A 14,440-nucleotide genomic window follows, 5' to 3' on the forward strand; every position below is an offset into this window, starting at 1 on the left:
TGCCCGGCGATCTTGCCCAACCCAATAGTCGGATTACCATTTTACTATAGTGGCCGCTCCCGACAGCCTCCGTTGTAGCCCTTGTCGACAGCCCGTTTCGCGTGTGACGATGACGGAATTGGATCGTTGCTGTATCGTTTAACGCTGTAAACCTGCCCTCTTCTGTGTGAAAGTGCCGCCAGGTACGGGTGGGGGAATCATGCCAGTCAGCTACACGCAGGATAACCGCATCGGTCGGCTGAAGACCGACCTCGGCAAGGACAAGCTGTGCCTGCTCCGGATGTCCTGCGTCGACCGGCTCAGCGAAGGCTTCACGATCATCGTCGATGCCGTCAGCGAGACCGTGCAGGACATGCACGCGATCCTGGGCACCAACGTAACCATCGAGTTCGAGACCCCGGCCAAGCTTCACGTCGACCGCTTCTTCAACGGCAACCTCTGGGAATATACCGAGCTGGAGGCCGACGAGCAGGGTTATCACTACCGGCTGGTGCTGCGTCCCGAGACGCAATTTATGACGCTCAACCGGCGCAGTCGCATCGTCAAGCCGACGCTGACCGTCATGGAGGTCATCACCGGCCTGATCATCGGCTCGCACAGCTCGAAGTGCAGCGGCGTCTACACCGCGAGCGAGCATTGCGTCCAATATCTGGAGAGCGACTTCGACTTCATGTCGCGCCTGATGGAATATGAAGGCAGCCGCTGGGTGCAGTCGGCAGCACCGTGCCGCCGGCGCGCCAGCCCGTGACCCGAATGGCGCCGTCTTCGCCGGGCGTGCCGGCAACGCGGAGGTCGCTGCACGGCACGGCCGCGAGAGCCGCCAGCAATTGCGGCCGGGCGCTCGACCAGTCGGCCTTGGCCACCGGGGTCGGCACTCTCGATCCGGCATCGGGCGCGTTGGCGGTTTGGGGTGGCGCGGCGGTCGCGTCGATGTCTGCGGTAGACTTGGGGCCGCCGCTCAGTGCGAAATAGCCACCGGCGCTGCCGAGCAGCAGCACCACTGCCGCGATGCCGCCGAACAACGGCGCCTTGCTCTTCGCTTTTGCGGGCGGCGCGATCGACGGTGCGTCGGCCCGGACGAACGCGGGCGATGCGGGAGGCGGCATCGTCGGCGCGCCGGTCGTCATGCCGAACTGGTCGCCGGCCATCCCCGCCGCGGGTGCATCGAGCGCCTCGATCACCGCTTCCATCGAGCGGAAGCGAACCTCCGGATCGGGCTGCAGCATGCCGGTGAAGACGCGCACCAGATCGGGCTCGAGAAAGCTCAGGTCGGGCACGGTATCGCGTGCCTCCAGCGCGTCGACGATGGTGATGCCCATGTCGAGCGGCCTGCCCTTGGCCAGTGCCAGGACCGTTAGCGCGAGGCTGTAGACGTCGGTCCATGGTCCGACCGAGCGCTTGTACTTGCCGAATATCTCGGGCGCGGCATAGCCGAGTTCGCGGTTGTAATGGCGCAACAAGCGCGGATCGATCGCGCTCATGCGTCGATCTCGACATGACCGTCGTCGAGATCGACAGTCGTCTTGAGCTCGATCCAGCTCTCCTCCACCGCGTTACGGATCTCGCCACTGATGGCAAAGCGCAGCTTGTTCTGGGTTTCAACCAAGTCCTTGTCGAACAGGACCTTGATCGATTCAGGCCGCAACCGCTGCTCGAACGACCGGATCGCCGTCGTGACCTCCAGCGTCCGCCGCGCCATCGAGGGCTGGTCGAGGGAGCGGCCAGTCAACTCGGGCAGGCCCTGGTTGAGTACCGAGGTCTTGATTTCGGGATAGTCTTCCAGCGAGACCGCGGCTTCGAAATTGATGTCGTTGAGGACCCAGGCGATATCGCGCTGGATCGTCGCGCGCAGCTCTGCTTCCCCGAAGCGATCCACTGGCGGGACGTAGAAGGGCATCCTTTCCCGTCGCGACGCAGTCCGCTCGCCGCCGATATCACCGATCAACTTATCGAGTATCGACGGTTTGAGAGGAACCTGCGTCGCCATTTATCGGCGATCATCCGAGCCGGAGATCGCGCAATCCGAGAACGCCGTTTTCCGGACCGTCCGATGTGAGCAAACGCTGTCCGAGGCCATAATCCTGACCGTCGTTATCGACCCACTCCGTCCGACGGCCGAGCATCAAATCGGCATCTCCGCTCGCCTGGGTGCCAGGATACAGGACGGGAATGAAGGCCATCGACGTCTGGCCCGACTTCGTCTCCAGCTCGGCGGGCAGCCAGACCTTGTCGCGCAGGTCGACGGGCTCCGAGAATTTGATGCGCTTCAACGCCGCAAAGGGGACAAAGCCATAGTGATCACCCACGATCGCCTCGAGCATCGGCCCGAACCTCGCGTCAGCGTCGGCGATCCACTCAAAAGGCTCACCGTCCATCGATCCAGGTGTTGCCGGGGCTGTGCGGCCCGCATCGAGCCGGCGATCGATTGCTTCAGGCCGGTTTTGAAGAACGTCTCGATCAATTGGGTCGAGGCCGCGACCTGACGGCCGTCGCGGGTCTTGAAGCCATCGGGAATGGCCCAGTAAGTCGTCACCACCGTCCTGGATCCCGCCACGAGGAAGGCGCGGACCAGTCCGTTGAGCGTAGCGCCCTGCCCGGCCCGGCCAGCGCGGAACCCCGTCGTTCCACTGGCGCGCGAGGCGCGGGTCTCGGCGGCGGTGTTGCACGCCGAAAGAACCACCAGATTGGCATCGAACTGGAGGTTGGCGATCTCTTCGAAGCTCAGCAGCCCATCGGATTGCGGGTCATCGCCAATCGAGGTGATCAGCGCCGGGGGACTATCGCAATCGAGCTCGCCCTGCTTCAGTCCGTGGGTGGCGAAGTGGACATGGCTGACGACGCGATCAGGACAGTCACGATGCCGCCGAAAGCCGAGCGCGCAAATCCAAATGTCATGAAGACTTCCCCAGCGCCGGCGCCGTAACACCAATATAGGCCCGTAACGTCTTTCCTCGTTACGGGTCAAGATATTTACGCGGCATGACAAGGCGAGCTTGATACTGGAGAAATCTCCCTATTTCCCAACGCCATGATTACGTTACACGAATCGTCGTTTCGTGGCCGTTAGAATGATATTCAGCTTAATGCTGTCGGCCGGAGCGCCCGCCGGAAATCTCTATTTCGTAAAGCCGTGGCCAGAGTTTACCGGTGACGAACAGCCTGCCGCTTTCGGCGTCAAAGGCAATGCCGTTGAGCACGTCCGGCTCACCCGGCACGCCGCGACCGTGCGGTCCTCCGGACAAACCGGTCAGGTCGATCCAACCCACGACCTTGCCTGTCGACGGATCGATGCGCGCGATATAATCGGTCTGGAAGACGTTCGCGAGAATTTCGCCCCGCACGTATTCAAGCTCGTTCAACGAGGCGACCGGCTGGCCACCGTCGGTCACCTGGAGGCGCTTGACCTCCTTCATGGTGACAGGATCGAGCAGCCTCAACTCGGCCGTGCCGTCGCTCATGACGACGTATTTGTCGGCGCGGGTCAGGCCCCAGCCTTCGCCTCTGTAATTGAACTCGCCGATCCTGGCGAAACTCGACAAGCCATAGATGAAGCCGACCTGGCCTTTCCAGGTGAGCTGGATCAGCTTGTCACCAGCGGCGACGATGCCTTCACCAAAATAGCGCGCGTCGAGGCTGCGCTGCTGGATCACCTTGCCGGTGGCGAGTTCAACCCGCCGAATGGAAGAACGCCCCTCCAAACCGGTGCTCTCGTAGATACTGCCCTTGCGGTAAAACAGGCCCTCGGTGAAGGCTTGCGGGTCGTGCGGGTAGCTGCGCACCACCTTGAAAGTCGAGATCGGAGCACGTGATTGGGCAATCGGCGGGGCTGCGAAACTCGCTGCCGCCAGCACGGACCAGATCAGCGCTGACAGGTAACCGACGCCCAGTCTCGAATTCAAGAAACCGTCCTCCAAACGCTTCGCTACCGTAACGTTCTAGTATGTGCTCGTCCAGCGCATCCGCTCTAGCCGAGTGCTCGAGGCAGGCAAAGATGCTGAACAGCTTGGGCAAATCGCGGCAAGTTACGCTCGACGATGCGCGGGGGTAAGGCTAAGCGAAGCAAGTAACAGGCTGGGAGCCCAGAAATGGCGGAACGTTTCGAGCGGCATCGCCAGGCGTGGACCAGCGATGAAATCCAGAAACTGCATGTACTCGCCAAGAAGGGCATGGCGCTGAAGGCGATCGCCCGTGCGCTGACGCGGAGTGAGGAGTCCACACGCGACCGGGCCAAGCTCGACGGCCTGAATATTTCCAAGCTGCACTAGCGCCGGACTGTTTTAGCCCAGACTTCCGGGCACGAAAAAGGGCGCATCCGAAGATGCGCCCTGATCGACCAAGCTGCCGGCTTGTCGCCCGCAGCAGATACTTAGACGGCGTAGACGGTCTTGCGAGCGCGGCGACGAGCCTGCACGCCGACCATGCCGAAGCCGAGGATCATCAGACCCCAGACGGCGGGCTCAGGCACTGCGGTGACTTCCGGAGCAGGATCGGACGAGAAGCTGCCGCTGCTCACAGCCTTAAAGGTACGCAAGGCATTCGTCGGAGTCGACGACGATGTCGGGGTAGCCTGCAGCACCGAAGTGATCGACGTCAGCGCAAGGCCGAAATCGCGATCGTTGGTCGGAATGAAGCTGAGGAAATCCGACGTGTAGGTAACGGTCGATGCTGCAGTCGTCGAAGCGCTGAACGAGCCAGCCGCGCCGCTACGCTGGCCGCCGATGCTGGCGAGTGAGAAGGAACCCGAAAGCAGATTGGAGCCGATAGCGAAAACGTTGGTGCCGACGGTGATTTCCGTTGTCGACAGGAACGAGAACGTGCCCTGGATATTCTGCTGCACGATGAAGCCGCCCACTACGACCGCAGGGGTCGTCGTCGCCGTTGCGAACAACGTGAAGTTCGCCGTGACGCTGTTAACATAAGGCGAAATGCTGGGCTGCAGGAACGAGAACGCTACGGCCCGCGAGCCAGCCACACTCGAGCCCGGCGTAGCGATCGTGTTGATGGAGCCGCTCTTGCCCGACGCACCGTTCGAGCCGCTGTTCTTCCACTCGATGTTCGCACCAGGCGTAATCGCGGAATATTGAGCGAACGTATAGCTTTCGGCTTTTGCAATACCTGCAAACGAGATCGCCCCTAGCGCCAATGAAGTGGCAGCGAATTTCACGATCATGCTCATCTCGTTACTCCGGTATTACTACCTCACCGCGCTAACGATCTGGTAATACTTCGCCTCCTCTATTGCAGAGCAAGCTTCTTGTAATTCGTTACGCAAGCATCATGCCAGTTATTTGAGACTGTTAAGTCGTTGAGTTAACCGGTTTTTTCCAATTAACTAATCAGAAATCTGTAAAGCCCACCGACATGTGGACCGCTCAAACCCTGGTCTTGGCCTTCAGGGCTGGCTGCTCGATGAAATGCCACGACAGCGCCGCGAACGGCAGGGTCATCGCGAAGCCGATCGCTATGTTCGACAATGGGTTTATGCTCCATCCCATCGAAATCGCGATCTGCTGTGCCGGGAACGCGTAGATGTAGATGCCGTAGCTATAGTCCGGCAGCCCGGCGCTCGTCCGCTTCAGTGCTGCAGGCACCCGAAATGCCGCGACCAGGGTCAGATACGCCGCGGCCACCTGGATCACCGTCGTCGCGATAACGGTGTCGATCGCGAGATGAGCGAAAATCACTGCGCCTAGTGCACCGACGATGGCAAACGGCCACGACAATGGAATACGGTCGCGCCACTGGTACGCCGTCACACCGATGAAGAATGCCACGGCCAGCCGGCGAGGGTTCGCGAGCAGCGGAACCGCCTGGATCGGCACAAGCACATGGACGACGACGGCAACCAGGAACGCCACCAGAAGCCAGCGACGCGGTGCCAGCAGGCCGACTGCCCCAAGCAATGCGAGCGTGATGTAGCACCGCACTTCCTGCGGGATCGTCCACAGGGATCCGTTCACTGCGGTATTACGATGACCGTCGAACACCCCCGGCAGGCCGTAATCACCGCCAAGCAACAGTGCGTTGCGCCACAGATAGGTGGCTGTCTTCGGCGAGACGAGGAAGTCCCAGGCCGGCAGGGTCGTGAACGCCAGCCCTACCCCGATCGTCGTGACCAGCAGCATCGTCCATAAACCCGGGATCATGCGCAGGGCGCGGGCGATCGCAAAATCCCGGATACCTCGTTTCAACAAGCTGCCGGTGACCAGGAAGCCGCTGAGTGAGAAGAACAAATAGACCGCCAGCCGACTGACCGGGAAGGTCAGTATTCCGACACTGGGATCGAGCCCGTTCCGCCACTGGGTCAGGTCCCAGGCGTGCGAAAACATCACCGTCGAGGCAAGTATCCACCGCAGGGCCGTGAAGATATTTCCGTCGTGCTTCAGATCGGCAGCGCTGATCGGGCGTTGCAGCCAGGCCGCCATGATCAGAAGGCGTTCCGCGGTGTAACCAGGGCAACGGCGGTTCTCATCAGGATGTACAGGTCGAACCAGATCGACCAGTTCTCGATGTAATAAAGATCGTGCTCGAACCGCTTGACGAGCTTGTCCTCGGTATCGGTCTCGCCGCGCCAGCCGCAGACCTGGGCCCAGCCGGTGATCCCTGGCTTGACCTTGTGCCGTGCGGCATAGGACGAGACGACGTCGGAGAACAGTCGGCCCCCTGCCCGCGTCGAGGCGGCGTGAGGCCTTGGTCCGACCAGCGACATGTCGCCCTGCAGAACGTTGAAAAGCTGAGGCAACTCGTCGAGGCTCAGCACCCGCAGGAAGCGTCCGAGCCGGGTGACCCGAGGATCGTGCCGGCTCGCCTGCTGGATATTGTCGGTCTCCAGCCGATCGACGTACATCGAGCGGAATTTGAAGACGCGGAACGGCTTGTTGTTGAAGCCTTCGCGAGGCTGCCTGAACAGGATCGGGCCCGGTGAATCCAACCGGATGGCGATGGCGATCAACAGCATCAATGGCGACACGATAAGCAACGCCAGGCCGCCGAGGACCCGGTCTTCGATCGCCTTGAGTCCGGCGTCGACACCCGAGATCGGCCGCTCGAACAAGGTCATCACCGGCATTTCGCCGAGCAGGACGACCGGCCGGCGCGCGAAGACGAAGCTCGCAAGGTCCGGGGCAAGGCGGATGCGGACCGGCGTCAGGGCCAGCGTCGAGACGACCTGCTGGAGCCGCATCTCGGCGGACCACGGCAGAGCCACGATGACCTGGTCGATGTTGCCTTCGCGGATCCGGTCGACAAGCGCCACCAGGTTCCCCAGCACCGGCAGGTCCGCAGCCCGGTCGGGAACGCGCCCGTCGCGACGATCGTCGAAGAAGCCGATGAGCGTGATCGTCAACCGGTCATGCGTCTGGATGTAGCTGGCGAGGCGGGCACCCTGCGGCCCCGCTCCGAAGATCGCGACGCGCTGGTTGAAAATACCGCGCTTTTTCAGGCGTCGCACCCATACGGTCATTGCTACACGGGCCGCGAGCAGCAGCAACCCGCCGCTGACGAACCAGCCGATGGACCATGCCCGCGACACTTGATCGGACGTCTTCAGCAAAAAGCCGAGCGTCACCATGAACAGCGCCGAGGCGAACCAGCTGGTTGCTACACGTTGCCACGCCTGGCGCAGCGAAAACTGCGCGTCGATGTCGTAACAGCCGATCGTCTCGGCCAGCACCGCGAACGCGACCGCGGCCAGCATGACGATGCGGTGATAGGAAGCGACGTCGAGCGGCCCGATGACGTCGATGAAATAGCCCGTGGTCACCAGTCCCGAGATCAGGACGACGCCGAATTCCACTGCACGAACCGTCCAGACGACGACGTCGAGCGGCAAGCCGGGCTTGTCGGCCCCGGGTACCAACGGCACCGCTGGAGTCGTATCAAGCTTGCGCATCTCGTTCACTGGACGCGGCTCTGGCGGCAGATCGCCGATTTGGCAAGCATCGTGCACCGGGACGGTGAAGCGATACGGATGATAGTAGCCACGTGTGCAGAAGCTGATATACGCGACCGAACACGTTTAGAACCGGGGGAGCGGGCACTTTGCAGACGGTGTATGACTGGAGCGCGATGGTCGTCTTTGCCGGCCTGGTGGTGCTTTTCCTCCAGCGGTCGCAAGGCGAAGCCCGGGATCACCTGTGGCAGTATCTGGTCGCCGCAGTCGGTTGCGCCGTGACCAATTACATCGGCAACGAAGCAATCAAGCAGGACCTCACCGCCTACCATCTGGGAGCGGTCGCCCTGGGCGTTGCGACGCTGGCGTTCATTGTCATCGTGTTGAAACCATTTGAAGGACTGGGCGACCGATAGGTCTTCACCCGCTCAGATGCGGCCGGCCAGGGTCTTGCCGATCAGCACCGGGCGGTCGGCCGGCAAGGTCGCCGTCACCATCTCGACCGCGAATTCGCGCAACCGACTGAATACCTCTGGCGTGGACTCTCCGACAGTCGACATACGGATGAGGATGCCGTCGGGAATGATCCCGGCGAATTGCTGGTTGAGCTTCATCCAGCGCTGCTCCCGCCCATCGAGGGGCAAGTCGTCGCCGATGCGCGTCCAATAGGCGATCGGCTCGATCCGGGTGTCGTTCGTCGCGGTAAGCTCCCGAACCGGCAGCTGCGCGGTTCCGCCCAGGGGCAGGCGAACGGACTGCGACCCGGAAATCTGGAAACCCACCGCCGAGTAGCACGTCTCGGGGCGGTGCAACTGCAGCAAGTCGTTCTGCACGCTGCCATATGCCATGACCAGCATGACCGGGATGTTGTTGGGCGACTGGTACAGCCGGGTGACCGTCTGGCTATACAGGCGATCCGCCAGGCTGCCCGGCGTCTTGGGCAGGACGAACGCATCCGACGGCACGACCGACCAGGTGCCGATCTTCGAGGGCACGATGCTCTCGAGCTTCCGGTTCTCGGGCAGCAGCACGACGTGACGCCGTGGCGTCAGCGCCGTCGCCGCTGCAGCCGAGGCAGCAAGCATGCCGCCGAACAGGACGTCCCGACGAGCGATCATGCTGTCACCCCGTCGCCCGGTCGCGCCAACCAGTTTCGCAACGGCGTCAGCAGCGCATCGATCAGGAAGATGAACAGCAAGGCCGAGGTGAAGGTCACCATTCCCGCGAAATTATGCAGATAGCCCTGGGCCACCGCGTCACCGAAGTAATAGGTCAACAGCACCAGTGCTGCGACGCGGACGCAGTTCGCCAGGATGGCGATCGGCACGACGAGGAACAGCAGCAGCAGCGAGTAGCGCCAATTGGTGTTGCGCAGGATGTAGACGTAGAACAGGCCGATGGCCGCGAGGCTGATCAGCGAGTTCAGGCCAGCGCAGGCGTCCTCGACCAGGAGCTGGTACTGCGCGACATAGATCGTCACGCCGACCCGGGCGACCGGATAGCCGGCGAGGCTTAGCGCGCCAGTGACGACCTCTGAAACCAGCAATTTCAACGGCGAGGTGATCTGGTCGAGCAGCCAGCCCGGAAGCGGGATGACGAAGCCCATGTAGAAGATCGGGAACCACATCAGTCGCAGAACCGCAGGCCCGACATAGGCATAGGCCACGGCGAGCAGGGCCAGCAGCAGCGCCGCCACCTCGACGCTGATGAAATCGTACGAGCGGCCGAAGACGTAAAGCATCACCGCGGGTACGAACACGGCGAGCGCCAGGGGGAAGCTACCGGGCCGCGAAAGTTCGCGGATCTGCGGCAGGCGGCGGATGACCAGCCAGATCCCGGTGGCGACGACCAGCGGCCCATGGACGCCGGCTTCGGTCGACCACGGACCCGAGCCGAGTGCCCCGAGCGTCGGAATGACGACCGCGAGCAGCCCGATCAACAGCGGCCAATGCGCCGTCAGCGCCGCGTAATTCGGTCGTGCGACCGGAGTGGCAAGGGTCGCCATGTCAGAATTCGTTCAGGACTGCGCCGACGACGGCGCAGCGCGCGGACTTCAACTGTTCGGACAAGGTCGCGACGTCACTGACGAAGGTCTGGTCGCGTCGGGCGATGATGATCGAGTGTCCGACTGCGGCGGCGACCGTGAGGGCGTCGGCGCTGCTGTTGGCGGGCGGCGTGTCGAACAGCGCAATGTCATACTCGCGCAGCAGCATGTTCATGCCGTCGCGGAAACGCGTGCTCGACAGCAGTTCCTGCGGACGCGCCACCGGCGGGCCAGCGGAAATGACCGACAGGTTCGGCAACACGTTGGCGTTGACGACACGCTCCGGCCGGGCGGCCTGCAGCGACAGATAGCTCGAAAGGCCGGGACCACCGACGTCGAGGCCGAAGATCTGGTCGACGCGCGGGCTTCGCATGTTGGCATCGACGATCAGCGTCTTCATGCCGACCTGCGAGAGCGCCGCGGCGAGGTTGGCGGTCAGGAAGCTGCAACCGGCACCTTCGATCGGCGCGATCATCGCCAGCGCCCGGCGACCGGGCTTGATGTGCTGGGCAATGATCTGCGTCCGCAGCAGCCGGATCGCCTCCGCCTTGGCGCCGAGCGGATCGGTCAGCACGACCAGTTCGTCCGAGACGCTGCGGCGGTAGTCCGACTGCAGCGCAAGGCTGTTGATCAGCTGCTCGCGCGCCCGGTCGAGCTCGTCCGGACCGATGAAGCCGAGCTCCAGCGCCGCCTGATCGAAGTCGAGGTTGCGCTCGGCCTGATGCGCGGAGACCCGAGCAACTTCGTCGTCGGTCAGCAGGCCGAGCCGCTGCAACGCATCGCGCATCGGGGCGTCGACAGCCGCACGGCCGTCGTCGACGAAGGTCTGGGTATCCAACGGATTCTCGCTCATTCTGCAGGCTGCAATGCGTCTGCGTTCGATTGGCGACGCTGTAGCATGCGTCGCACCCAGGCCCTGAATGGCGCCCGCTCGCCGGTGCCGATGACCGCCAGCACGGGGACATGCGCCGCAGCGATCAAGTCTTCCGTACCCCGCACCCGACGCCCGAGCATCTCGACGACGATCGCCGAGACAATGCCGACAATCAGGCCGCCGAGGATCGCAAGCACACTAATCAGCGGCATGTTCGGGAACGACGGCGTACCGCTGCCGACCGGATCGCCGAGCGTCACCAGTCCGGTTTCGGAGACATCCGACTGCAGCTTCAGGTCGGCCGTGCGAACGGCAGCGCGCTCATATTGCGAGCGGCGCAGGTCGACCTCGCGCTGGAAGGCGCCAAGCTTGTCGAGCGTGTCCTTCATGCCGAGCACCCGGTTCTTCTGGGCGTTATATTCTGACTCGAGCTGAGCGATCGACTTGCGGGTCGAGGCTGCCGCACTGCCGCCGATCGCCCGTGCCGCCGCCGTTTCGGTGGCGAGCTGACGCTGCAACAGGGTCCGCCGCTGCATCAGCGCCTGATAGGCGGGATGCGACGTCCCGAGGCGCTCGCCAGCCTGCTGAAGCTGATCGTCGGCGGTAGCGAGCTGCATCTTCAGCTGGTCGACGATGCCGGAGCTTTGACCACGCTGTTCCGCCGCATATTCCTGCGTCGTCGAGGAGCTGCGTGCCGCCAGCAATGCGGACTGCAGGCCCTGGAGCTTGGCACTTTCGGCCTCGACGCCGCCGGCCATGACGATGCCGTTCGCACGCTCGAAGTTAGACTTCGCGCTTTCTGCGGTGGTCAGCGCGGCCTGGGCCTTGTCGGCCTGGGCCCGGTACCAGTCCGCAGTGCGTCCGGCCGAGTCCGTACGGTAACGCAGTGCAGCGTCGATGTAAGCGTCGCGGATCAGGCCGACGATGTTGCGAGCGACATCCGGGTTGGGCGCGTCATAGGTGATTTCGAGGATGTTGCTGCCCTCGACCATGCCGGCGTCGGTGTGATCGATGATCTTTTGCGCGAGGTAGCGGCGCAGGTCGCCGGTCCCGCCGGTATCCTTCTGCCATTCCGCGACCAGCGTCGGCTTCTTGGCAAGCTCGGCCCGGTCGACGACGTCGCCGGCGACTCGGTAGTCCTTGATCAGCTCGGTCTGGGTGCGGGTGTAGCCACGCACGAACTGGTTCGCGAGCACCTGGCCGGTCACCGGATCCGGCTTGATCACGTCCAGGATGATGCGGGCCTTGGCAGGATAACGCTCGGGCAGCCGCGACGCGATGCCGATGGCAAGCACCGAGATCGTCAGCATGCAGCCGAGGATAATCCATCGGCGCGCGAACAGGATGCGCAGAAACTGAAGAATGCTCATACGCCGTTACTTGCTCCATGCCCCCACCGGGCGGACATCGCCGGCGGGGTCGCTTGCACGTTCCCGCCGGGCAGATCGTTCGTCTGATCTAGACCGATCAGAACAAGCGTTCCTTAATGACCAGCACATCATTCTTCTGAATTTGCTGGTCGAGGTCGATTTCGTCTTTTTCCTTCGAGCCGACGCGGTACAGGCCGACCTTCTTGTCCGATCCGGCGGCGGTGACGCCGCCCGCCAGCGCGATCGCCTGGCGGACCGTCATGCCACGTAGCAACGGCAATGCGCCGGGCTTGTTGATCGCGCCGGTGACATAGAAGGTGTCGGCATCGGGCACGTACAGGGTATCGTTAGGCTCGAGCAACGGATCCTTGTCGGCGGTGCCGCGGACCAGTGCCTCGGTGTCGAGGCGTGTTTCCTTGTAGTCGCTGCCACGGCGCAGATAGATATAGTTGGCGCCGTTCTCGCGGACCCAACCCGCCTTGAGCAGGACTTCGAGGACGCGGTAGGCGCGGTCCAGCGGGTAGATCCCGGGGGCGCCGACCTTGCCGGCGACGTTGACGGTCCGGCTGGCGAAACCGCCGACCTCGACGTTGACGACCGGCGCCTTGAAGAAGCCGCCGGAGACCAGCTTCTTGGTGATCAGGTCGGCGAGCGACAGCGTCGTCTGGCCGGTGGCCTTGATCGAACCGATCAGCGGCATGACGATCGTGCCGTCGGACTTGATGCGGGTGGTGATGCTGGCATCGGTCTGGCCGTAGACCTGGATCTGCACGGTATCGTCAGGGCCGAGGATATAGCCACCACCGGTCTGGGCCATCGCCGCAGTCGCGCTGCCAAGGATCATGATGGCGACCAGCAGTCGCCAGAGTGTCACAAAAACACGCATCAGCCTCTCCCAAATCTAACGTGCAGTGTCAGCCGCGCTGTAGTGCTGCTATAGCTGTAGATCACCGGATCCGATTTCCGTCGTTCGTGGCCGACCTCGAAATCGACGTCGTACAACGCGGTCGGCGAGTAACTCAGTCGTCCATATACGCGCTCGTTCCGGTCAGAGTTGCGCGCGATCGGCTCCGTCCCCGACGAGAAACTGCCGCGATACTTCCGATTTATGTAGCTGCCGCCGAAGCCCGCCGTGAGCGAGGGACGCAAGGCGTAGCTGACCTCGGCACCGATCAGGTCGGTGACCGAGTACAGGGCGCCGACATTCGACGAATTGTTGACGCTGCGCGACGCCGAGATGTCGGTCGTCAGGCGCGTGCTGGGCCGATACGTGATGACCGCCGAATAGCCGCCGCCCGAATAGCCCTTGCGGTCGATCGGAATGGTACCGATCGGCACGTCGAAGATCGTGATGACCTGCTGGATCGTCTTGGGCTTGGGATTGGCGCGGTTGTACGAGCCCTGCAGCGACAGCGACAGGCGCGTGCCGATCGGCCGCGAATAGCCGATGAAGCCCGAATAGATGTCGAGCCCGTCGCTGTCGGTGCCGCCGGCCACCGTCACCAGCCGTAAAGGATAGTCGATCGTCGAATAGCTGCCGCCGATGCTGAACTGGCCGATCCGTCCGGCACCGAGATTCGCATGCGCGTCGAAGCTGTTCTGCCGCAGATCGAACAGGCTCCGCCGGACGTCGGCATTATCGACGATCCGGCGGGTTGCCCCGCCGCCGAAGCCGATACCGACCGGCGGCGCGCATTCGATCGCGGCGGCATAGACCTGCGTCTGCTGGACGTTGCTGCCGCTGAAGTCCGACAGTTCCGACAACAGGCTCTGACGGCGCTGATATTCGCCGTTGAGAGAGCCGCTGCAGGAGCGTCCGGCGCGAAGATTGGCGCCACCGCCGATGACGTAGCGGTTACGGTTCAGGCGGGTGTCCTGCGCATAGAAATCGCGACCGACCAGGCCACCGATGAAAATCTGCTGGCGACCGATGGGCATGCCATAGGCTGCCGAGACCGACGGGCTGAACCGCACGTCGCCCTTCTTCTCGCCGGGTCGGGTCACGAGGCGCGAGCCACCGAGGCGGAGGATGTTGGTGTCGTACAGCGTGCTCAGCGTTCCATCGATCCGGAAGCCGCGTCCCTGGACTGGCGCGACCGTCGTCGCGCTGCGGGCAAAGCTGTTGTCATCGCCGGACGAGCGCTGTGCGACCGCTGGCGTCAGCGCGATTCCCGCCACGCCGAGGGCAAGGCAGCACCTGATTCCGAACCTATGCCGGAGCATGACTTCGCTCAACTTGTACCCCCACCTCGAAACCCTGA

General features: G+C 63.1%; 17 protein-coding genes. 3 read left to right on the plus strand and 14 right to left on the minus strand.

The genetic code is table 11. From position 1 onward, the window contains the following. Positions 1-199: 199 nt before the first annotated feature. A complete protein-coding gene (locus tag ACOFKW_RS15675; protein WP_419815058.1) occupies positions 200-748 on the plus strand; it encodes a contractile injection system protein, VgrG/Pvc8 family in 549 nt (182 codons plus the stop codon). On the opposite strand, the gene ACOFKW_RS15680 is transcribed toward ACOFKW_RS15675, so the two are convergent. From ACOFKW_RS15680 to ACOFKW_RS15700, 5 genes are all read right to left on the minus strand, one after another. Beyond that, the gene (locus ACOFKW_RS15680; RefSeq protein WP_419815059.1) at positions 669-1,481 is read right to left on the minus strand and encodes a hypothetical protein; all 813 of its coding nucleotides are present in this window, start codon (positions 1,479-1,481) and stop codon (positions 669-671) included. The genes ACOFKW_RS15675 and ACOFKW_RS15680 overlap by 80 nt on opposite strands. Further along, a complete protein-coding gene (locus ACOFKW_RS15685; protein ID WP_419815060.1) occupies positions 1,478-1,876 on the minus strand; it encodes a type VI secretion system baseplate subunit TssE in 399 nt (132 codons plus the stop codon). The genes ACOFKW_RS15680 and ACOFKW_RS15685 overlap by 4 nt, the downstream gene beginning before the upstream one ends. A gap of 121 nt (positions 1,877-1,997) precedes the next feature. Next, complete coding sequence (locus tag ACOFKW_RS15690; protein ID WP_419815061.1) at positions 1,998-2,321, minus strand: type VI secretion system accessory protein TagJ; 324 nt, start codon at positions 2,319-2,321, stop codon at positions 1,998-2,000. Continuing rightward, positions 2,267-2,965, minus strand: coding sequence for a CHAT domain-containing protein (locus tag ACOFKW_RS15695; RefSeq protein WP_419815062.1), 699 nt, complete (start codon positions 2,963-2,965; stop codon positions 2,267-2,269). Before ACOFKW_RS15695 ends, ACOFKW_RS15690 begins: the two co-directional genes overlap by 55 nt. A gap of 115 nt (positions 2,966-3,080) precedes the next feature. Further along, on the minus strand, positions 3,081-3,899 hold the full coding sequence (locus ACOFKW_RS15700) for a glutaminyl-peptide cyclotransferase (protein WP_419815063.1): 819 nt from the start codon (positions 3,897-3,899) through the stop codon (positions 3,081-3,083). A gap of 186 nt (positions 3,900-4,085) precedes the next feature. Between ACOFKW_RS15700 and ACOFKW_RS15705 the strand changes: the two genes are divergently transcribed. Then, a complete protein-coding gene (locus ACOFKW_RS15705; protein ID WP_419815064.1) occupies positions 4,086-4,265 on the plus strand; it encodes a hypothetical protein in 180 nt (59 codons plus the stop codon). Positions 4,266-4,366: 101 nt separating this feature from the next. On the opposite strand, the gene ACOFKW_RS15710 is transcribed toward ACOFKW_RS15705, so the two are convergent. The 3 genes from ACOFKW_RS15710 to ACOFKW_RS15720 all read right to left on the minus strand — a co-directional run bounded on the left by ACOFKW_RS15710 (position 4,367) and on the right by ACOFKW_RS15720 (position 7,891). Beyond that, positions 4,367-5,176 carry a PEPxxWA-CTERM sorting domain-containing protein gene (locus ACOFKW_RS15710; RefSeq protein WP_419815065.1) on the minus strand — a complete coding sequence of 270 codons (810 nt, stop codon included), beginning with the start codon at positions 5,174-5,176 and terminating at the stop codon, positions 4,367-4,369. Positions 5,177-5,372: 196 nt separating this feature from the next. Further along, on the minus strand, positions 5,373-6,425 hold the full coding sequence (locus ACOFKW_RS15715) for an acyltransferase family protein (RefSeq protein WP_419815066.1): 1,053 nt from the start codon (positions 6,423-6,425) through the stop codon (positions 5,373-5,375). 2 nt (positions 6,426-6,427) lie between these two features. Further along, on the minus strand, positions 6,428-7,891 hold the full coding sequence (locus ACOFKW_RS15720; protein ID WP_419815067.1) for an undecaprenyl-phosphate glucose phosphotransferase: 1,464 nt from the start codon (positions 7,889-7,891) through the stop codon (positions 6,428-6,430). A gap of 158 nt (positions 7,892-8,049) precedes the next feature. Between ACOFKW_RS15720 and ACOFKW_RS15725 the strand changes: the two genes are divergently transcribed. Beyond that, positions 8,050-8,307: an XrtV sorting system accessory protein gene (locus tag ACOFKW_RS15725; RefSeq protein ID WP_419816977.1), complete on the plus strand. Its 258-nt coding sequence runs from the start codon at positions 8,050-8,052 to the stop codon at positions 8,305-8,307. A gap of 12 nt (positions 8,308-8,319) precedes the next feature. On the opposite strand, the gene epsI is transcribed toward ACOFKW_RS15725, so the two are convergent. From epsI to ACOFKW_RS15755, 6 genes are all read right to left on the minus strand, one after another. Beyond that, on the minus strand, positions 8,320-9,009 hold the full coding sequence (epsI, locus tag ACOFKW_RS15730) for an exosortase-associated protein EpsI, V-type (protein ID WP_419815068.1): 690 nt from the start codon (positions 9,007-9,009) through the stop codon (positions 8,320-8,322). Continuing rightward, positions 9,006-9,896, minus strand: coding sequence for an exosortase V (gene xrtV, locus ACOFKW_RS15735; protein ID WP_419815069.1), 891 nt, complete (start codon positions 9,894-9,896; stop codon positions 9,006-9,008). The genes epsI and xrtV overlap by 4 nt, the downstream gene beginning before the upstream one ends. Position 9,897: 1 nt before the next feature. Then, positions 9,898-10,788, minus strand: a complete 891-nt coding sequence (locus tag ACOFKW_RS15740) for a P-loop NTPase (RefSeq protein WP_419815070.1) — start codon at positions 10,786-10,788, stop codon at positions 9,898-9,900. Further along, positions 10,785-12,179 (minus strand): exopolysaccharide biosynthesis protein EpsF, encoded by a 1,395-nt coding sequence (locus ACOFKW_RS15745; protein WP_419815071.1) that lies wholly within the window; start codon positions 12,177-12,179, stop codon positions 10,785-10,787. The genes ACOFKW_RS15740 and ACOFKW_RS15745 overlap by 4 nt, the downstream gene beginning before the upstream one ends. 97 nt (positions 12,180-12,276) lie before the next feature. Beyond that, positions 12,277-13,065 (minus strand): SLBB domain-containing protein, encoded by a 789-nt coding sequence (locus ACOFKW_RS15750; protein WP_419815072.1) that lies wholly within the window; start codon positions 13,063-13,065, stop codon positions 12,277-12,279. Beyond that, positions 13,065-14,357 carry an outer membrane beta-barrel protein gene (locus tag ACOFKW_RS15755; RefSeq protein WP_419815073.1) on the minus strand — a complete coding sequence of 431 codons (1,293 nt, stop codon included), beginning with the start codon at positions 14,355-14,357 and terminating at the stop codon, positions 13,065-13,067. Before ACOFKW_RS15755 ends, ACOFKW_RS15750 begins: the two co-directional genes overlap by 1 nt. Positions 14,358-14,440 lie beyond the last annotated feature (83 nt).

This window comes from Glacieibacterium sp., from assembly GCF_965200405.1.
In the GTDB taxonomy this organism is placed as follows: domain Bacteria; phylum Pseudomonadota; class Alphaproteobacteria; order Sphingomonadales; family Sphingomonadaceae; genus Glacieibacterium.